Consider the following 19531-nt stretch of genomic DNA (forward strand, 5'->3'; position numbering starts at 1 on the left):
TGAATACCTTCAATGTGGGAGCTGGCTTGCCTGCGATGGGGCCCGAACAGGCGTTATCCAACCACCTTGGCACCCCGCAACTCGGCTATCCGCTGAGCGCTGAACCCCAGCTCATCCAATACCTGCTCACTATGCGCCCCCACCGCCACCCCAATATGCCTCGGCTCCGGCAACCCCTCGGAAAACTTCAGCGGGCACGCCATCTGCGCCTGGAACGAGCCATCCCCACGCGGCACCTGGCTCACCAGCTTCCGGGCCTGCAATTGCGGGTGTTCCAGGGCTTCGCCCACACTGAGCACCGGCTCCACGCAGGCATCGACCCCGGCAAACATTGCACACAGCTCTTCAAAACTGTGCCGCTCAAACTCCACCTGCAACACCTGCTTGAGCACCTTCTGCTGCTCGGGCTTGGGCGATAACCCCTGGGCCGCCAACTCAGGGCGTCCCAGCGCGATGCACAGTTGCTGCATAAACCCAGGTTCGAGGCTGCCGACGGATAACCAGCGCCCGTCCCGCGAGCGGTAGTAATCGTAGAAACTGCCGCCATTGAGCACCTGGTCTTCCCTCCCCGGCGCCACGCCACAAGCCAGGTAGGCCGCGCCCGCCATGGCGTTGAGGCTGAAGGCGCAGTCGGTCATGCTCACATCCAGATACTGGCCCACCCCGCTGTGCTGCCGTGCAATCACCGCCGCCAGCAAGCCGACCACTGCATGCAACGAACCGCCGCCCACATCCGCCACTTGCACACCCAAGGGGAGCGGCCCGCTGTCCTGGCGCCCGGTGTAGCTGGCGATGCCGGACAGTGCCAGGTAATTGATGTCATGCCCGGCGCGGTCCTTGTAGGGGCCAGTCTGGCCATAGCCGGTGATGGACACGTAGATCAGCTTCGGGTTGATCGCCTTCAACGCTTCATAACCCAAGCCCAGGCGCTCCATGACCCCGGGGCGGAACTGCTCCAGCACGATGTCGTAGTCGGCCACCAGTTGCCGCACGATCTCCAGCGCCTCGGGCTGCTTGAGGTCCAAGGCCAGGCTGCGCTTGTTGCGATTGAGGTAGGCATGGCTGGCCGACACGCCACGGTCGTGGGGCGGCAACACCCGCAGCAGGTCCATGCGCGTGGGGGATTCGATGCGCAAGACTTCGGCGCCCATGTCCGCCAACAGCAGCGAAGCGAAAGGCCCCGGCAACAAGGTCGAGAAATCCAGCACTTTGAGGGACGCCAAGGGGCCTGACATGGGAGCTCCGATTCCAGTTCGATGGGGCACAGAGTAGTCAGCCTTGGGCGCCAGCGGCAATTACCGGAACCATCATCGACAGTGACCGTTGCGCTCGCCCGCCCACAAAAAAACCATCCGAAGATGGTTTTTTCAGTACCGCGTCAGCGTTTACTTGATCGCTGGCGCCGGGCCTTCGGCCACGCCCAGGTCATCCAGTTCGCGGGTTTCGGAGATACCGGTACCGCCGGAAGCCAGCTCGCTTTGCAGCTTGTCGGTGTCCAGTTCCTTGACCCACTTGGCCACGACGATGGTCGCTACAGCGTTACCGACCAGGTTGGTCAGGGCGCGGGCTTCGGACATGAAGCGGTCAATACCGAGGATCAGCGCCAGACCGGCAACCGGCAGGTGGCCAACAGCCGACAGGGTCGCGGCCAGTACGATGAAACCACTACCAGTCACGCCAGCAGCGCCTTTGGAGGACAGCAGCAGCACCAGCAACAGGGTGATCTGGTGGGTGATGTCCATGTGGGTGTCAGTCGCCTGGGCGATGAACACAGCAGCCATGGTCAGGTAGATCGAAGTACCGTCGAGGTTGAAGGAGTAGCCAGTCGGGATAACCAGGCCAACCACCGATTTCTTCGCCCCCAGGCGCTCCATCTTGATCAGCATGCGCGGCAGTGCGGATTCGGAAGACGAAGTACCCAGTACGATCAACAGTTCTTCACGGATGTAGCGCACCAGCTTCAGCACGCTGAAACCGTGGGCGCGGCAGATGCCACCCAGTACGACCAGCACGAACAGGATGCAGGTGATGTAGAAGCAGATCATCAACTGACCCAGTTGCACCAGCGAGCCCACACCGTAGGCACCGATGGTGAACGCCATGGCGCCCAGGGCACCGATTGGCGCGAGCTTCATGATCATGTTGATGATGTTGAACATCACGTGGGCGAAGCGATCGATGAAGTCCAGCACCGGCTTGCCGTAGGCACCCAGGCGGTGCAGGGCGAAACCGAAGATCACCGAGAACATCAGCACTTGCAGGATATCGCCGTTGGCGAAGGCGCCGACGATGGTGTTCGGGATCACGTTGAGGATAAAGCCGACGATGCTCTGGTCTTTACCGGCGGTGACGTAGGCCGCGACTTTCGAGGCGTCCAGGGTAGCGACGTCGATGTGCATGCCAGCGCCTGGCTGCACCACGTTGACCACGACCAGGCCGATCAACAGGGCGATGGTGGACACGATTTCGAAGTACAGCAGCGCGTAGCCACCGGTCTTGCCCACCGACTTCATGCTCTGCATGCCGGCGATGCCGCTGACAACGGTACAGAAGATGATCGGGGCGATGACCATTTTGATCAGCTTGATAAAGCCGTCACCCAGTGGCTTGAGGGCCACGCCGGTCTGCGGGTAGAAGTGACCGAGCAGGATACCGATAACGATGGCAACGATTACCTGGAAGTACAGGGTTTTGTAGAACGGCTGACGAGTCGTCATTGCAAAGTTTCCTCAAGAGTCCCGTGGGGCAAATATCCGCCATTGCCCACGACACTTGAATTGCGAACCCTCCTGCACTGGAGGGATTTGTTTTGGCGAGCTGCTGGCTGGCAGGTCTGTACTCCCTATCGCAAACGGCGTGCCACTTTCCTTAAAAGCCCTGGAGCCCTTGGACCAAGGGGGCTGACGCCTTTTCAGGGTTGTTTGCCTGGTTGGAAACGGTGGCGGATATCCGCCCAGCCCCCTGATCTCGTCCTACAATTTGGCGGATATCCGCCTTGTCCACCCAAGGTCTGATGGCTACCATCGGCCACTCAATGGACGAGGCCCCTGCATGCGCGAACGCACCATCGCCAGTCATTACGCCCGTGCAGCCTTGGGCGGAGCGCGTCGGGCCGGCTACGACTGCTCGACGCTGTTGCAGCAACTGGGCATTACCCCCGAACTGCTGGCGGAGCCACGCGCGCGCATTGCGCCAGAGCAGTTCACGCGGCTGTTGCAGATGTTGTGGCAGGCCCTGGATGACGAATACCTGGGGTTCGCCGATGGGCCGAGCAAGCGCGGCACCTTCGCCATGATGTGCCATGCGCTGATTCATTGCCGCACGCTGGAGAAGGCGCTGCAACGCGGCTTGTTGTTCTACAGCCTGTTCCCCCAGGGGCCACGCTGGCGGCTGAGCCGTGAAGGCGACATGGCGCGCCTGAGTCTGGATGACTCGCAGTTGTGGGACCCGGACCACTTTTTGAGCGAATCCCTGCTCGTGATCTGGCATCGCCTCGGCAGTTGGCTGATTGGCCAGCGCATCCGCCTGGAGCAGGCCACCTTCAGCTACCCGATACCGGCCCATGCCAGCGAATACGACCTGCTGTTCCCCTGCCCGCTGGTGTTCAACGCGGCCAGCAGCAGCCTGGTGTTCCACAGTCGCTACCTGAACCTGCCATTGTTGCAGGACGAACGCACCCTCAAGCACTTCCTCGAACGCTCCCCCGCCGACCTGCTGTCACGGCCGGACGAAGGCGATAGCCTGAGCAGCCAGATCCGCCGTTTGCTGAGCCGCGACCGCACACCCTGGCCGGACCTGGAGGCCGTGGCGCAGCACCTGCACATCAGCCCGCAGACCCTGCGCCGGCATTTACGTGAGGAAAGCACCAACTTCCAGGCCCTCAAGGATGAACTGCGCCGGGATATTGCGATTTTCCATCTGGGGCGGGCGGATCTGTCGTTGCAGGAGATTGCCGAGCAGTTGGGGTTTTCCGAGCCGTCGGCGTTTCACCGGGCGTTCAAGAAGTGGACGGGGGTGACCCCGGGGGCTTATCGGGCACAGGAAAGTTGAGGATGTGGTGTTTGGACGGGCTTGCTCGCGATGAGGCCAGTGAATCCAATAAAGATCAAACAGCCGGAAAATGAATCCTGAACGCCGCCCCCCCTAGAGGCGAATCCCCTAGGGTCAGCCGCGCGCCATAGCTCTCGATGATGTCCTTGACCACCGCCAACCCAATCCCCTGCCCCGGATGCTGACGATCCAGGCGCTCGCCGCGCTGCAGGATCCGCGCACGCTGGTCGGGTGGCACGCCGGGGCCATCATCTTCGATGCACAAGCGCACGCCATCCGGACTTTCATCCAGGGTAATGCGCACCTCGCTCAAACACAGGCGGTAGGCGTTTTCCAGCAGGTTGCCGAGCAATTCCAGCAAGGCGCCCTGTTCGATGGGTACGTCACATTGCTCTGGCAACGCAAAAGACGCCCGCACGCGCTTGTCGCGGTAGACCTTGTCCAGAGTGTCGCACAGGCTTTGCAGCACCGGCCGCAGGCGCACCTGGTGGCGCACCAGGCCGCTTTTGCGCAGGCTGGCGCGCTGCAGTTGGTAGCTGATCTGCTGGCTCATGCGCTCGATCTGCGACTGCAAGACCCGCGCCTGCTCAAGGTCCTGGGGGCGCTGGGCCATGTCTTCACTCACTCCTTGCAAGACCGCCAGCGGGGTCTTCAGGCTGTGGGCCAGGTCGTCCAGGGAGTCACGGTAACGGGTGCGCTGCTCGCGCTCGCTGTGCAACAGACGGTTGAGGGAACCGGTCAGGCGCAGCAGCTCCCGTGGGTGTTGCTCGCTGAGGCTCTCGCGGGTGCCGCCTTCGATTTCATCCAGCTCCTGGCTCAGCCGGCGCAAGGCCTGCAAGCCCCAGGTCAGGCCGATCCACAGCAGGCTCAACAACACCAGCAAGGCCGCGCCGAAACCCAGGTAGAGGTTTTCCCGCAGGCCTTCAAGGGTCACCTGGTATTCGCGCACCGGTTGCAGCGCGACAATACTGAACGCCGCGCTCTTGCCCCCCAGCAGCTTGACCTCGACGTCATAGACGAAGAATTCCTGGCCGTTGGCCTCGCGGATCTTCGCGAACTCGTTACCGCGCCCGTCGTAACGCGGGCGGTAGTTGATGTTTTCTTCACGGGTCGCCCGCGAACGCCAGACCAGGTGGCCTTCGCGATCATAGATATAGCCCAGCAGGCGGCTATCGGTCAGGTTGAAGCGCTCGTCGGGCAACTGCGCCGGCATCAGCAAACGGTTGTTTTCGACCCGTGCGGCCGAGATCAGCGTGGTCACATCCGACGCCAGGCGCTGCTCGATGGAGTCCTGCAACGCCAGGCTGAACGCGCCCTGCATCGCCGGCAACAGCCCGAGCATGAACAACACGGCCAGGGTGGTGGCCGCCAGCATCAGGCGTACACGTAGAGAACGAATCAACGGCAGCGCTCGTTAAACAGATAGCCCAGGCCACGCACGGTGTCGATGGGTTTGAACCCGGCCGGGCCTTCGAGCTTGCGGCGCAGGCGGCCGACCAGCACTTCGATCACGTTCGGATCGCGCTCGTCGTCATCGGGATAGAGTTGTTCCATCAACCGATCCTTGGCCACCACTTGCTGGTGGTGACGCATCAGGTATTCCAGGATCCGGTACTCATAGGCCGTCAGCGCCAGGGGTTGCTCATCCAGGGACGCCTGTTTGCGGTTGAGGTCCAGCAACAAGGGGCCGGCAACGATGGTCGATTGGGTAAAACCGCTGGAGCGGCGCAGCAGTGCGTTCATCCGCGCTTCCAGCTCTTCGAACTGGAAGGGTTTGACCACGTAGTCATCGGCCCCGGCAGCCAGGCCTTCGACCTTGTCCTGCCAGTTGCCACGTGCGGTGAGGATCAGGATCGGGAAGGTCTTTTCCTGGGTGCGCAGTTGGCGGATCAGGTCCAGGCCGCCCATGCCCGGCAGGCCCAGGTCGATGATCGCCAGGTCATGATTGAATTGCCCGGTCTGGTACAGCGCTTCTTCGGCGTTGGCCACGGCTTCGACCACGTGACCGCTGTCGCCAAGACGGGTCAACAGGTGATGGCGCAACAACGCCTCATCTTCGACAACCAGCAATTTCATAACACTCTCCAAGGCCAATCCACTGTCCCGCAGGGAATATCATAGCGGCCCTGAAGGTATGCTTGCGCAGTTTACGGCGGTTGAACTGAACACAGTCTGAACCGGCGGGCTACCCAGGTATGTCCCGCCCCGTGCAGAATAGCCGGCATGAACCCAATACCCGCCTGCTGCACCCCACTTGATGACCATTGGCCATTGCCTGACGCCTTGCCCGGCACGGTGTTCCTGAGCACGCGCTTCGAGCCAAAACTGCTTGAGGCCAGTGACTTCCAGCGCTGCGCCGTGCCGCCGCCGGCGAGCATTCAACGTTCGGTAGCCAAGCGCCAGGCCGAGTTTCTCGCCGGCCGGCTATGCGCCCGCAGCGCCTTGCAACGGCTCGAAGGCCTGGACTTTATCCCCGCCATCGGCGAAGACCGCGCCCCGGTGTGGCCTGGCCATATCAGCGGCTCAATCACCCACAGCACCGGGCATGCCGCGGCCATTGTCGGGCTTAAGGCGCAATGGCGCGGGCTGGGTATGGATCTGGAAAACCTGCTGTCACTTGAACGGGCCGAGCGCCTGGCCGGGGAAATCCTTACCCCGGATGAGATGCAACGCATGGCCGCCGGGCCACGGGAGCAGATTGCGCAGTGGGTGACCCTGACGTTTTCGGCCAAGGAAAGCCTGTTCAAGGCGCTCTACCCGATCGTGCGCAAGCGCTTCTACTTTGAGCATGCCGAGGTGGTGGAGTGGGCAGAGTCGGGTTTTTTGCGCCTGCGACTGCTGACGGACCTGTCTGCCGAGTGGTGCCATGGCAAGGAGTTGGAGGGGCAGTTTGCGGTGGATGACGGGCAGTTGTTGAGCCTGGTGGCTGTCGGTGCCTGATAGATAGCTATCGCAGGCAAGCCAGCTCCCACAGTTGACCGAGTACATCCTTTGGAATGCAAGCTGGCTTGCCTGCGATGACTATCTCAAGCCTTGTCCTGGTCCCTTGGCCAACTCAGGCTGAAACACGCACCGCCCAGGTTGTTGCTCTTGCTGATCAAGGCCCGACCACCGTGCCAGTAGATAATCCGCCGCACAATCGACAGGCCCAGGCCATGCCCGCCCGAGGCGCGTGTACGGCTGTCGTCCAGGCGCAGGAATGGCGTAAAGATCCGTTCCCAGGCACTTTCCGGCACTCCCGGGCCATCGTCTTCAACATCGATACGGCAGCGCACCTGCCCCACCTGGTAACTGATCAGCACCCGCGACTGCGCATGGCGCATGGCATTGCTCACCAGGTTTTGCAGGGCGCGGTGCAGGTAGCGCGGCTCGGCGTCGACCCAGGCCGCATCCAGGTGCGCCGATGACAGGCATACGCCACGCGCCACCTCGATTGCCGGCCGCAGCGGCGCGAGTTCATCGATCACCTGGTCGAGCAAGGCGCTGAGGTCGACCCGCTGAAAGCTCAAGGCCGGCGAACCCTGCTCCAGGCGCGCATAGGTGAGCATCTCATCCACCAGGCCGTCGAGGTCCTGGATGTCGCTGTCCATGCCTTCCATGTATTTACGCCGGGCTTCAGGAGTGGCGGCGTCGCCGATCATCTCCAGGCCAAACCGCAGGCGCGCCACCGGGGTACGCAGCTCATGGGACACCGCGCGCACCAGTTCACGCTGGATCGCCAGCAGGCGTTGCAGGTGCTCGGCCATGCCATTGAAGGCCGCCGCCAGCCGCCCTACCGAGTCAGCACCGCGCGCCGGCACCCGCGCTTCCAGGTTGCCCTTGGCGATACGCGTAGCAGCCGCTTCGAGCCCGCGCAGGCGGCGCTCCAGCTGGCGCACCAGCAGGTACACGATCAAGCCGATCAGGGTCAGGCCAATCAATGCAATCAGCACCAGCCATTGCGCGGGGTAAGGATTCATCTGGTACAGCGGGCCGATTTCCAGGACCCACGGCGTGCCGACCATGCCGGCAAACACGCGAATTGAATCACCGCCCTTGCCCAGGGCCATCACCGTGTCGCCCTCGGCCACGCGCCGCCGCTGGTCTTCATCCATGTCGGCTTCGTCGAGCTTGAGCAGGTGCATTTCAAAGCCAAAGCCCTTGGCGTGTTTCAAGTCGGCCAGACGCTGTGGCTGCTCGGCCACCGGGAAACGCACCAGCTCATCGGCCAGCAAATAAATGGTGGCCCGGGCCAATTGCTCGCTGATCTGCTGCACTTCGCCGGTAAGCAGCAGTTGCTCTTTTTCACTGACCAGGCGCAAGACCCTGGCCGCATGGGGTCCGGTCTGCTCCACCAGGACCTGGCCCCGTTGCAGGCGGTTGCGTTGGCTCAGGTCCAACTGGGCATCGGATACTTTCTGCAACGCCAGGGGAATCCCCAGCAAGCGCTCCCATACCGCCAGGGCGCGCTGGCGCTCGATACTGCTCATCGGTTGCAGGTTGTCACCCATCAGGGCAAAGGTGCCGTGGGCCAGGCGCTCACGGTACTGGCCACTGCGCACTTCATTAAGCAGGTGCAGGGCCAGTACGCCGAGCAGGGCCACCAGGATCAGCGCCGCGCACATGCCGCCATAGATGCGCAGGAAGATCGAGTTCACGACAGCATGTCGGCGGCAGCTTCGGGGACGAACAAATAGCCTTTGCTGCGAATGGTCTTGATCAGGCGCGGGTGGATCGGGTCGTCGCCGATTTTCGGGCGGATCCGCGAGATGCGTACGTCAATGGAGCGGTCCTGGCCGTCGTAACCAATCCCGCGCAGGGCGGTGAAGATCTCTTCTCGGGACAGGATGCGCCCGGCATTGGCCACCAGTAGCCACAACAGGTCGAATTCGGCGCTGGTCAGTTCGATGCCACCGTCGTGCAACCAGGCTTCGCGCAAGGCGTTGTCCACCACCAGCGGGCCGAACTGCAGCCGGCGCTGTTTTTCCGGGGCGGCGGGCTCGGCGCTTTCGCTGCGCCGCAGCAAGGCCTGGATCCGCGCCAGCAGCAGGCGCGGGCGCACGGGTTTGCACACATAGTCGTCGGCGCCCATGTCCAGGCCCAGGACCTGGTCCATGTCGTCGGTACGTGCGGTGAGCATCAGGATCACTCCGTCGTAGCGCTCGCGCACCTTGCGGCAGATGCTCAGGCCGTCTTCGCCAGGCAGCATCAGGTCAAGAATCACCAGGTCTGGCTGCTCGGCAATGATCCGCGCCACTGCCAGGGCACCGTCGCCCTCTATGGAGACCCGCAGGCCGTTGCTTTCCAGGTAGTCACGGGTCAGCTCAGCCAGACGCTGGTCGTCCTCGACAATCAATACCTGCCAGGCTTCTTGCTCCATGCGCTACCTCAACTCTAATTATTGTAGGAGCGGGCTTGCCCGCGAAGAAACCAAGGGCGCCGCGTTCATTCAGCAAGTCAGCGTTATCGTTGACGCCCTTCGCGAGCAAGCTCGCTCCTACAGTTGTCATGTGGAGTGAGCAATATATCGCACGAATAAAGGCCGATTGTAGCCATGGCCTGACCCTGCAACACAAGCCAGGAAATGCATTCGGTGATCGTGTTTTTTTGTGATAGGGTTCGCGCCCGCAAAAATCCAACCAGGTGTTTTCAGCTTGGAATATTCGGTGACAAACGGTGCGATGCAGCAGTACTGCGGCCTACACGGCTATTCCACCTTTCATACACATTTTACCCACAGCGTTATCCACAGGTAGTGCGTTGCTAAGCCCCCCAAAACGCATTATCTTGTAGCTCGTCGCTGAAAAAACCCTACATGTAGGGTTTCAAGCGAAAAGACCAAACACAATTCAGACAAGAAACTCAAGCGCTTTCTTGCTCCTGTTTGGTTGAACTTAAACCTTTTTCGAAAGCCCAAACCGCGCACGCGGATGGCTGCTGTTTTCCAGCCCGAACGGGAGAAAGCGGTACGGGTGTTGCAGTGCAAACACTGTCACCCATCAGGAATACGGTGAAGGGCCCCGGCCCCGAACCAAAGACTTCGGCATGGAAGCGGCGCGAACAGCTCCCTTCCTCCTGTCCCGAAGTTGTTATGCCAGGCCAAGGCCTGTTGTAAGTGCTTCAGGACGGAACGGTGGGCACCGTGATGGTGCCCAAATAAATATAGAATGTGGAGACAACCCCCCATGCAAACCGACACAACTCGCGAGAACCCGCAAGGCTCCGTGCCGCAGGCCGCCGATTCGAATATGGATCTGTCCGCCACCGCGCCCGGCCAATTGCGTGTGATCAAGCGTAACGGCACTGTCGTTCCTTACACCGATGACAAAATCACCGTCGCCATCACCAAAGCGTTTCTTGCAGTTGAGGGCGGCACCGCTGCCGCTTCGTCGCGTATCCACGACACCGTTGCCCGCCTGACCGAACAAGTCACCGCGACCTTCAAGCGTCGCATGCCATCGGGCGGCACCATCCACATCGAAGAAATCCAGGACCAGGTCGAACTGGCCCTGATGCGTGCCGGCGAGCAGAAAGTGGCCCGCGACTACGTGATCTACCGCGATTCGCGCGCCAAGGAACGTGCCGTACACGCGCCGTCCGCCGAAGCCGTGCAAGCGCACCCGTCGATCCGCATCACCCTGGCGGATGGTTCGTTCGCGCCGCTGGACCTGGGCCGCCTGAACACCATCATCACCGAAGCCTGCGAAGGCCTGGAAGAAGTCGACGGCGACCTGATCCAGCGCGAAACCCTGAAGAACCTGTACGACGGCGTGGCCCTGACCGACGTCAACACCGCCCTGGTGATGACCGCCCGTACCCTGGTCGAGCGTGAGCCGAACTACTCGTTCGTGACCGCGCGCCTGCTGATGGATACCCTGCGTGCCGAAGGCCTGGGCTTCCTGAAAGTCGCCGAAAGCGCTACCCACCACGAAATGGCCGATCTGTACGCCAAGGCACTGCCGGCCTACATCGCCAAGGGTATCGAATTCGAATTGCTGAACCCGATCCTGGCCACCTTTGACCTGGAAAAACTCGGCAAGGCGATCAACCACGAGCGCGACCAGCAGTTCACCTACCTGGGCCTGCAAACCCTGTACGACCGTTACTTCATCCACAAGGACGGGATCCGCTTCGAACTGCCGCAAGTGTTCTTCATGCGCGTGGCCATGGGCCTGGCGATCGAAGAGAAGCACAAAGAAGACCGTGCGATCGAGTTCTACAACCTGCTGTCGTCCTTCGACTACATGTCGTCGACCCCGACCCTGTTCAACGCCGGCACCCTGCGTCCACAGCTGTCGAGCTGCTACCTGACCACCGTGCCGGATGACCTGTCGGGCATCTACCACGCGATCCACGACAACGCCATGCTGTCCAAATTCGCCGGCGGCCTGGGCAACGACTGGACACCGGTGCGTGCACTGGGCTCCTACATCAAGGGCACCAACGGCAAGTCCCAAGGCGTCGTACCGTTCCTCAAAGTAGTGAACGACACCGCCGTTGCGGTCAACCAGGGCGGCAAGCGCAAAGGCGCTGTATGTGCGTACCTGGAAACCTGGCACATGGACATTGAAGAGTTCATCGAGCTGCGCAAGAACACCGGTGATGATCGTCGTCGTACCCACGACATGAACACCGCCAACTGGATCCCTGACCTGTTCATGAAGCGTGTCTTCGACGACGGCCCGTGGACCCTGTTCTCGCCATCGGAAGTGCCAGACCTGCACGACCTGACCGGCAAGGCCTTCGAAGAGCGCTATGAGTACTACGAAGCCCTGTCCCAGTACCCAGGCAAGATCAAGCTGTTCAAGACCATCCAGGCCAAAGACCTGTGGCGCAAGATGCTGTCGATGCTGTTCGAAACCGGCCACCCATGGTTGACCTTCAAAGACCCATGCAACCTGCGCAGCCCGCAGCAGCACGTGGGCGTGGTTCACAGCTCGAACCTGTGCACCGAGATCACCTTGAACACCAACAAGGACGAGATCGCCGTTTGCAACCTGGGCTCGATCAACCTGCCGAACCACATCGTCAACGGCAAGCTGGACACCGCCAAGCTGGAACGCACCGTCAACACCGCCGTACGCATGCTCGATAACGTGATCGACATCAACTACTACTCGGTGCCACAGGCGCAGAACTCCAACTTCAAGCACCGTCCGGTCGGCCTGGGGATCATGGGCTTCCAGGACGCTTTGTACCTGCAGCACATTCCTTACGGTTCGGATGCTGCGGTCGAGTTCGCCGACAAGTCCATGGAAGCGGTCAGCTACTACGCGATCCAGGCTTCCTGCGACCTGGCCGACGAGCGCGGTGCCTACGAGACGTTCCAGGGTTCGCTGTGGTCCAAGGGCATCCTGCCGCTGGATTCACAACAGATCCTGATCGAGCAACGTGGCCAGAAGTACATCGACGTCGACCTGGAAGAATCCCTGGACTGGGCGCCGGTACGTGCCCGTGTGCAGAAAGGCATTCGTAACTCCAACATCATGGCCATCGCACCGACCGCGACCATCGCCAACATCACCGGCGTCTCGCAGTCGATCGAACCGACCTACCAGAACCTGTATGTGAAATCGAACCTGTCGGGCGAATTCACCGTGATCAACCCGTACCTGGTTCGCGACCTCAAAGCCCGCGGCCTGTGGGACTCGGTCATGATCAACGACCTGAAGTACTACGACGGTTCGGTGCAGCAGATCGAGCGCATCCCGCAAGAACTCAAAGAGCTCTACGCGACCGCCTTCGAAGTGGACACCAAGTGGATCGTTGACGCCGCCAGCCGTCGTCAGAAGTGGATCGACCAGGCCCAGTCCCTGAACCTGTACATCGCCGGCGCTTCGGGCAAGAAGCTGGACGTGACCTACCGCATGGCTTGGTACCGTGGCCTGAAAACCACTTACTACCTCCGTGCCCTGGCCGCGACCAGCACCGAGAAGTCGACCATCAACACCGGCAAGCTGAACGCTGTGTCCAGCGGCAACCATGGTGATGATTCGGTGCTTGCTGCGCCAGCCGGTCCGGCACCAGTGCCAAAGGCCTGCGCGATTGACGAGCCGGATTGCGAAGCTTGCCAATAAGCTAAGCCCGCCTTGGGTTTAACCTCTCAAGGCTAAAGAGCCCCCGATATGCCTAGCGTATCGGGGGCTTTTTTTGCCTGGCCTGGCTAGATCAATACGGTCGCTATACCCGACTGAGGCACGCTGCCTCGCTTCCCCCACAACTCGATGCGACCGTCGATCACGGCCATCGAATGACCATTATATTCAACCGTCCCCACCTTACTGCTTCTCAAGTCGGCATCCGTAGCCGGCCTGTAAAGCCCCTTCAGCCCCAAGCGATCCAGGCCCTCACGAGAGTGCTCACCATCGTTGAGGCTGTTCATCGCCGCCATGAAACTGTGTCCAGCCGTACCGTCGTTGTTTTCCATCTGCGCCCGCTTGGCACTCGCAGCGTACAGAACGTTGGCATCAGTCATCATCGCCGGATCATCACCCTTGAAGTGCGCGTGCGTGGCCGCTTGCCTCAACTCATCTTTGGACAAAGAAAGCTTGAAGCCGTCACGCATGGTTACGTCATAACCTGCGCTCGTCTCGTTCACCGTTTTGAAGACGTCCGTGGGCTTCTGGCCATACCGCATCATTGCGGCCTTTATCGACGAAACGGTAACGCAGTTGCCATCTGGGCCCTGGCTGAAACCACTCCAGATGTTGTTCGGTTTTTCCCCTGGCTTGCTGTTATCGGGCTTGTAGTTGAAATGCTTGGAGCCTTCGGTAACCGGCTTATTACCCATGGCCTCGGAGGGACCAAACCCTCCCGGCTTCACCCCACCACCTCCACCACCGCCACCGCCACCGCCGCCCTTGGGGGGTGGTGGAGTTACACCATCACTGGGAAACCATTCGTCCAACATCCGTTTGAGAAACTCAAGAAACTTGTCATCCGCTTCCTGAGTCAGCTTGTTAAGCGTTTCCTTGAATTTCTCATCACCCAGTTTCTGACGCAGATCATTCAACTTATCGCGCAGATCCTGAGCCGTCTGGGTCTTGCCTGCTTGCTCGGCATCAAACAGCTGACCGAGCAAGGTCTTGACCGCAGGCAATTCGCCAACAGGCCCGGCAGGAGCAGACTCCTTACGCGCAACTGCCGGTACAAAGTTAATGCGCCCAGCATCTGGCGCGGACACTCCTGCTCCCCACATACCAAGCCCTCCTCTTGATGGATGAGCCTCATGGGCTCTTGTCCAATCATTGGTGCGTCGGGGCCAAGGCGTTCCTCCTCACATTTTTCTGCGCGTAACTCAATCCACGGCGGACTCTTTTCCTGTGCCCACAAAAAAGCCCCTCCGAAGAGGGGCTTCTTGTGCAGCGCTAGCGCATCACGTCATCTGAATGATGGTCTGCATGATGGTGCTCTGGGTGGAGATGGTCTTGGCGTTCGCCTGGTAGTTGCTCTGGGCCTTGATCAGGTCCACCAGCTCATTGGTCAGGTTGACGTTGGAGTTCTCCAGGGAGTTGGCCACGATCGACCCCAGAGTCCCGGCTTCTGGTGCATCGTAGCCAGGCTGGCCCGAGGCGAAGGTTTCTTTCCAGGTGGTGCCACCGGCAGGCTGCAGGCCTTGTTCGTTGTTGAAGCTGGCCAAGGAAATCTGACCAATGGCCTTGCTTTGCTGGTTGCTGAAGGTGGCGAACAGTACGCCGCTGCCGTCGATTTTCAGCCCGGTGATTTCGCCGGTGGCGTAGCCATCGGTAATCGGCGGGTTGCGGTAGCTGGCCGAGTTGTACTGGGTGATGCTGGACATATTGATCGCAATACCACCCGGGTTGGCGGCAGCGCCGTTGTCCGGGTTCCATACGCCATTATCCATGACGCCCGGCTTCCAGTTGCTGATGGTCAGGGTGGTGTTGGATACGGTACTTGGCGGGGTGACAATCCCCTTCAACGCACCCGCGGTATCAAATGTCACCGTCGAGGCCACCGGAGCAACCGCGCCAGTGCCCTTGACCGGTGTACCGTCAGGATTGCGGCCATCGATCAGGGTGTAGGACTTCCAGGTGTTGGAGCCGGTTTTCACCATGTACTGCACCATCTCATGGGCGTTGCCTTGAGTGTCATACAACGTGGTGCCGTATTGCTCGGTAAACGAGGTCGCTACCGTTGGATCAAAAGGACTGGTCGCCTGGTCGATCACCGGCTTCGAAGAGTTCAGGTTGCTGGTCGAATCAACCTTGGTCGACGCTTTCGGCGGCAAGTTGGACAGGTTGATCCGCAGATCGGTCAGGCCGCTCTTGGTGATCTTGCCGTCTTCATCGGCCGCATAGCCCTGCAGGCGCGAAGTGCCGGTGTTGTTGGTGATGTAGCCATCCTTGTCCGGCTTGAACGAGCCGTTACGCGTATATTCCAGCGAACCGTCACTGCCCTTCTGCACGAAGAAGCCCCCGCCCTGGATGCCCATGTCCAGCAAGCCACCGCTGCTGGTCACTTCACCCTGGGTGAACTGCTGGGAAACGGCGGCCAGGTTGACGCCAGTACCGATGGTTTTGTTGCCAGTGCCCAACCGGGACGCCGCGTAGATATCAGCGAACTCTGCACGGGACGACTTGAAGCCGGTGGTCGCGACGTTGGCGATGTTGTTGCCGGTCACGTCCAGTTGTTTGTTGGCCGCATAGAGGCCGCTAAGGCCGATATTAAAAGACATGTTTCTCTCCTCTTGCCGTATTTAGCCGGCTCTATGTACCGATAGTCTGAATTTGCGACAGCTTGATGCTGCCCATGCCGCCAGAAAGATTGAGCAGCATTTCGCCGCCGGTCTGGCTCAAGGTCACACTGGTGACCGTGGCCGGCAGCGAGGTTTTCAGGGCAACCGAATCACCGGCATCATTCTTGGTGCTGGCCGCAAAGGTGTAGGTGCCGGAATCAAGCTTCTCGCCCGCTTCGTTCTTGCCGTCCCAGATAAAGTCCGACTTGCCGGCGCTCTGGGCGCCCAGCTCGATAGTCTTGACCAGCTTGCCGTCCTTGTCGGTGACCTTGACGGTGACGTTGCCCACCGACGAACCCACGGCGACCGAGCCGGTGAAGCTCTTGCTCGTATCGACCATGGCCTTGCCGGTTTCGATAATGACCGAGCGCCCTACCAGCGACGACGCTTGCAGTGCCTGCGACGACTTGTAGTTGCCGGTGATGGTGTTCACCGAGTCGTTCAACGTGTTGATGCCTTCCAGGCTGCTGAACTGCGCCAGTTGCGCCACGAACGCGCCGTTATCCTGGGGCGACAGCGGGTTCTGGTTCTTCAACTGCGTAACCAGCAGTTGCAGGAACGCATCCTTGCCCAGGGACTGGTTACCCGAGGCGGCCTTGGCGGTATCGGCCAGGTTGCCCTGGTTGGCCTTGGCATCCTTGACCTTGGAGTCGAACAGACTCTGGATCGTCGACTGACTCGACACATCGTTAGTGACGGACATTCTTTAGCGCCCCTTATCACTGACCCAGGGTCAGGACCTTCTGCATCATGGCTTTGGCGGTGTTCATCATTTCCGCGTTGGTCTGGAACGAGCGACTGGCGGAAATCATGTCAGCCATTTCCTCGACCACGTTGACGTTGGGGTAGTACACGTACCCCTTTTCATTCGCGGCGGGGTGATTGGGTTCGTAGCGCGCATCGAGGTTGCTCTGGTCTTCGACCACACCCAACACCTGGACGCCCTGGCCCGCAGCATCCTGATTCTGGAACAACGATTCGCTGCCACCGCTCTGAGCGCCCTGGAACATGGTGGCGAAGACCGGGTGCCGGGCACGGTAGGTCTGGTCGATGCTCGACGACACCGTTTCGGCGTTGGCAATGTTACTGGCGACCGTGTTCAGACGCGTGGTCTGGGCGCTCATGCCACTACCGGCAATATTGAAAACACTGGATAGAGACATGACTTACTCTCCGCGCAGGGCTGACATCAGCCCTTTGAATTTGCTGTTGAGCAGGGTGAAGCTGGCCTGGAAGTTCACCGAGTTCTCGGCGTAGTTCGATTGCTCCAACTGCGCATCGACCGTGTTCTGGTCGATCGACGGCTGCATCGGCGTGCGATACATCAGCGACTCGTCGCCATTGCTCAGGCCCTGCGCTTCGATATGACGGTTATTGGTCATGTTCAAGGCGAAGGAACCGTTCTTGGTCTTGTCACTCTGTGCGGCGAGCACGGCGGCAAAGTCCAGGTCCCGAGCCTTGTAGTTCGGGGTATCGGCGTTGGCGATGTTGTTAGCCAGGACTTCGGCACGCTGGGCGCGGAAGCCCAGGGCTTGTTCGTGGATACCGAGCGCTTTATCGAAGCTGATGCTCATGGCGGAGACCTTTAGGGCTGACCTGCTTTTCGTAACAGGGATATAGCAAGCGCCATGCCAGCTTTGTCAGGCCTAATAAATCAGGGGGTTAGGGAGGTATTGCCGGCGGCAATGGCGGAAAAGCGGCAAGCGCTTTCCGCGAAGCGCCAGTAAAGCGGCAACGAGCGTTGCCGCTATCCAAGGTGTGACACAAACAAATGTGGGAGCGGGCTTGCTCGCGAAGGCGGTAGATCAGTTGGTTGATACTTGACTGACACACCGCCTTCGCGAGCAAGCCCGCTCCCACACAATCCCGCTCCCACATTTTGGGTTGGACGCTATTTGGCCTGGTAGATAATGCCCGGGCTGCACTGCACCATCTGGTAATGATCCGGCAAGCCGTTCAGCGCCTCGGACGCACCGAGGAACAGATAACCACCACGCTTGAGCGTGCCATGGATGCGCAACAGGATGTCTTTCTTCACTTCAGCCGAGAAGTAGATCAAAACGTTGCGGCAAAACACGATATCGAACTTGCCGAGGCTGGCGTAGCTGTCCAGCAGGTTGAACGAGCGGAACTCCACGCGACTCTTGATCGGCGCCTTGATCGCCCAGCGGCCGGCGCCCTTGGGGTCGAAGTAACGCTGCAGGCGCTCCTGGGACAAACCGCGCCCCAGGGCCAGGCTGTCGTACTCACCGGTCTTGCAGTTGGTCAGCATGGTGCCGGACAAGTCAGTGGCAACAATTTGCACCCCGGCCTTCAACTGACCCATGTTGGTCCGCTCGAACTCATCGATGGACATCGACAGCGAATACGGTTCCTGCCCCGACGAACACGCCGCCGACCAGATGCGCAAGCGCTGGCCAGGGCTGGCCTTGATTGCCTCGGGCAAGACCTTGTTCTTGAGCACCTCAAAGGGATAGGTGTCACGAAACCACAGGGTTTCGTTGGTGGTCATGGCATCGACCACCATTTCCTTGAGCCCACTGCGCGGCTGGCCCTGGATGCGCTGCACCAGCTCGCCCAGGGACTTGATGCCCTGCTGTTCCATCAATTTGTTGAGACGGCTTGATACCAGATATTGCTTGTTTTCACCGAGCAATATGCCACAGGCTTTTTCCAGGAATACCCGGAACTGTTCGAAATCCAAATTACCCGTAGACAATGAAACCGCCTCTTAACTCGTGTGACCGCCAGGGAGAAAGCCCCTAGCCGTGATCTGCAGATTTGATCCGTTCGACGACCCGGGAGGCCAGGTCATCAGGACGGAATTTGGCCAGGAAGTCATCGGCACCGACCTTCTTGACCATTGCCTGGTTGAATACACCGGACAATGAAGTATGCAGGATGATATGCAATTTTTGCATGCGTGGGTCGTTGCGTATCTCGGCCGTGAGGGTGTAGCCGTCCATTTCCGGCATCTCGATGTCGGAAATCATCATCAGGAACTCTTCTTCCGGCTTCTTGCCTTCATCGACCAGCTTGCGCAGATAGTCCAGGGCCTGGCGACCATCATTGAGCGCCACCACCTCGACACCGACGGTCTGCAGGCAACGGGACACCTGCTTGCGCGCCACCGAGGAGTCATCCACCGTCAACACCCGCAAGGACACGGCCTTTTGCTGGGTCTGTTCATCCACGACGCCTACTGAAATATGCTCCGAAGTCGGCGCCACTTCCGCCAGGATCTTCTCCACGTCGATGATTTCCACCAACTGGTTATCGACCCGCGTCACTGCCGTGAGGTAGTGATCGCGCCCGGTGCCCTTGGGTGGTGGATGGATTTCTTCCCAGTTCATGTTGACGATACGTTCCACCGAGCGCACCAGGAAACCCTGAGTCTTGGTGTTGTATTCGGTGATGATCACAAACGGGTTTTCGCGATCCTGCAAACCCGCAGAACCGGTGGCCATCGCCAGGTCAAGAATTGGAATCGTCGCGCCACGGATGTTGGCCACGCCACACACGACCGGGTTGGACTTGGGCATTATGGTGAGCTTGGGGCATTGCAGCACCTCCCGCACCTTGAAGACGTTGATGCCATATAGCTGCTTGCCATCGAGTCGAAACAGCAACAACTCCAGGCGATTCTGCCCTACCAGCTGTGTGCGCTGGTTCACTGAATCCATTACACCCGCCATGCCCAGACTCCTACGCTACAAAACTTACGGGTACGACGCGCACCCAACACGA

Annotated in this window: 16 protein-coding genes; 3 read left to right on the forward strand and 13 right to left on the reverse strand. The window is 60.2% G+C overall.

Annotation, left to right across the window (positions count from 1 at the left end):
* Positions 1-53: 53 nt before the first annotated feature.
* Positions 54-1235: a CaiB/BaiF CoA-transferase family protein gene (locus H097_RS18320; protein ID WP_032861543.1), complete on the reverse strand. Its 1182-nt coding sequence runs from the start codon at positions 1233-1235 to the stop codon at positions 54-56.
* A gap of 150 nt (positions 1236-1385) precedes the next feature.
* Positions 1386-2717 (reverse strand): dicarboxylate/amino acid:cation symporter, encoded by a 1332-nt coding sequence (locus tag H097_RS18325; RefSeq protein WP_029300714.1) that lies wholly within the window; start codon positions 2715-2717, stop codon positions 1386-1388.
* A 334-nt stretch (positions 2718-3051) separates the two neighbouring features.
* Here H097_RS18325 and H097_RS18330 point away from each other — a divergent pair, with 334 nt between their 5' ends.
* Positions 3052-4050 (forward strand): AraC family transcriptional regulator, encoded by a 999-nt coding sequence (locus H097_RS18330; protein ID WP_032861545.1) that lies wholly within the window; start codon positions 3052-3054, stop codon positions 4048-4050.
* A 55-nt stretch (positions 4051-4105) separates the two neighbouring features.
* Here H097_RS18330 and H097_RS18335 read toward each other — a convergent pair whose 3' ends face one another.
* A complete protein-coding gene (locus H097_RS18335) occupies positions 4106-5452 on the reverse strand; it encodes an ATP-binding protein (RefSeq protein WP_032861547.1) in 1347 nt (448 codons plus the stop codon).
* The gene (locus H097_RS18340) at positions 5449-6126 is read right to left on the reverse strand and encodes a response regulator transcription factor (protein ID WP_032861548.1); all 678 of its coding nucleotides are present in this window, start codon (positions 6124-6126) and stop codon (positions 5449-5451) included. The genes H097_RS18335 and H097_RS18340 overlap by 4 nt, the downstream gene beginning before the upstream one ends.
* 147 nt (positions 6127-6273) lie before the next feature.
* On the opposite strand from H097_RS18340, the gene H097_RS18345 reads away from it, so the two are divergent.
* Positions 6274-6990 (forward strand): 4'-phosphopantetheinyl transferase superfamily protein, encoded by a 717-nt coding sequence (locus tag H097_RS18345; protein ID WP_032861550.1) that lies wholly within the window; start codon positions 6274-6276, stop codon positions 6988-6990.
* An 86-nt stretch (positions 6991-7076) separates the two neighbouring features.
* On the opposite strand, the gene H097_RS18350 is transcribed toward H097_RS18345, so the two are convergent.
* Positions 7077-8687, reverse strand: coding sequence for an ATP-binding protein (locus H097_RS18350; RefSeq protein ID WP_032861551.1), 1611 nt, complete (start codon positions 8685-8687; stop codon positions 7077-7079).
* Positions 8684-9409: a response regulator gene (locus tag H097_RS18355; RefSeq protein ID WP_029300726.1), complete on the reverse strand. Its 726-nt coding sequence runs from the start codon at positions 9407-9409 to the stop codon at positions 8684-8686. Before H097_RS18355 ends, H097_RS18350 begins: the two co-directional genes overlap by 4 nt.
* 805 nt (positions 9410-10214) lie before the next feature.
* On the opposite strand from H097_RS18355, the gene H097_RS18360 reads away from it, so the two are divergent.
* Positions 10215-13106: a ribonucleoside-diphosphate reductase subunit alpha gene (locus H097_RS18360; protein WP_032861552.1), complete on the forward strand. Its 2892-nt coding sequence runs from the start codon at positions 10215-10217 to the stop codon at positions 13104-13106.
* Between the two features lie 86 nt (positions 13107-13192).
* Here the strand turns inward: H097_RS18360 and H097_RS18365 are convergent, their stop codons facing one another.
* The 7 genes from H097_RS18365 to H097_RS18395 form a co-directional block, all read right to left on the reverse strand.
* Positions 13193-14212, reverse strand: a complete 1020-nt coding sequence (locus H097_RS18365) for a hypothetical protein (protein WP_241495438.1) — start codon at positions 14210-14212, stop codon at positions 13193-13195.
* Between the two features lie 192 nt (positions 14213-14404).
* Positions 14405-15724, reverse strand: a complete 1320-nt coding sequence (gene flgE, locus H097_RS18370) for a flagellar hook protein FlgE (protein ID WP_032861554.1) — start codon at positions 15722-15724, stop codon at positions 14405-14407.
* Positions 15725-15755: 31 nt separating this feature from the next.
* Positions 15756-16487 (reverse strand): flagellar hook assembly protein FlgD, encoded by a 732-nt coding sequence (flgD, locus tag H097_RS18375; protein WP_032861555.1) that lies wholly within the window; start codon positions 16485-16487, stop codon positions 15756-15758.
* 16 nt (positions 16488-16503) lie between these two features.
* Positions 16504-16947, reverse strand: coding sequence for a flagellar basal body rod protein FlgC (flgC, locus tag H097_RS18380; protein ID WP_032861557.1), 444 nt, complete (start codon positions 16945-16947; stop codon positions 16504-16506).
* Between the two features lie 3 nt (positions 16948-16950).
* Positions 16951-17358 (reverse strand): flagellar basal body rod protein FlgB, encoded by a 408-nt coding sequence (gene flgB, locus H097_RS18385; protein WP_032861558.1) that lies wholly within the window; start codon positions 17356-17358, stop codon positions 16951-16953.
* Between the two features lie 317 nt (positions 17359-17675).
* Positions 17676-18503, reverse strand: coding sequence for a protein-glutamate O-methyltransferase CheR (gene cheR, locus H097_RS18390; RefSeq protein ID WP_032861559.1), 828 nt, complete (start codon positions 18501-18503; stop codon positions 17676-17678).
* Positions 18504-18546: 43 nt separating this feature from the next.
* Positions 18547-19479: a chemotaxis protein CheV gene (locus H097_RS18395; protein WP_032861560.1), complete on the reverse strand. Its 933-nt coding sequence runs from the start codon at positions 19477-19479 to the stop codon at positions 18547-18549.
* Positions 19480-19531: the final 52 nt, after the last annotated feature.

The sequence above is a fragment of the Pseudomonas sp. FH4 genome (assembly GCF_000510915.2).
In the GTDB taxonomy this organism is placed as follows: domain Bacteria; phylum Pseudomonadota; class Gammaproteobacteria; order Pseudomonadales; family Pseudomonadaceae; genus Aquipseudomonas; species Aquipseudomonas brenneri.

Coding starts and splice junctions, on each gene's coding strand:
- H097_RS18320 (WP_032861543.1), bottom strand. CDS start 1,235: ATGTCAGGCCCCTTGGCGTCCCTCAAAGTGCTGGATTTCTCGACCTTG.
- H097_RS18325 (WP_029300714.1), bottom strand. CDS start 2,717: ATGACGACTCGTCAGCCGTTCTACAAAACCCTGTACTTCCAGGTAATC.
- H097_RS18330 (WP_032861545.1), top strand. CDS start 3,052: ATGCGCGAACGCACCATCGCCAGTCATTACGCCCGTGCAGCCTTGGGC.
- H097_RS18340 (WP_032861548.1), bottom strand. CDS start 6,126: ATGAAATTGCTGGTTGTCGAAGATGAGGCGTTGTTGCGCCATCACCTG.
- H097_RS18345 (WP_032861550.1), top strand. CDS start 6,274: ATGAACCCAATACCCGCCTGCTGCACCCCACTTGATGACCATTGGCCA.
- H097_RS18355 (WP_029300726.1), bottom strand. CDS start 9,409: ATGGAGCAAGAAGCCTGGCAGGTATTGATTGTCGAGGACGACCAGCGT.
- H097_RS18360 (WP_032861552.1), top strand. CDS start 10,215: ATGCAAACCGACACAACTCGCGAGAACCCGCAAGGCTCCGTGCCGCAG.
- flgE (WP_032861554.1), bottom strand. CDS start 15,724: ATGTCTTTTAATATCGGCCTTAGCGGCCTCTATGCGGCCAACAAACAA.
- flgD (WP_032861555.1), bottom strand. CDS start 16,487: ATGTCCGTCACTAACGATGTGTCGAGTCAGTCGACGATCCAGAGTCTG.
- flgC (WP_032861557.1), bottom strand. CDS start 16,947: ATGTCTCTATCCAGTGTTTTCAATATTGCCGGTAGTGGCATGAGCGCC.
- flgB (WP_032861558.1), bottom strand. CDS start 17,358: ATGAGCATCAGCTTCGATAAAGCGCTCGGTATCCACGAACAAGCCCTG.
- H097_RS18395 (WP_032861560.1), bottom strand. CDS start 19,479: ATGGCGGGTGTAATGGATTCAGTGAACCAGCGCACACAGCTGGTAGGG.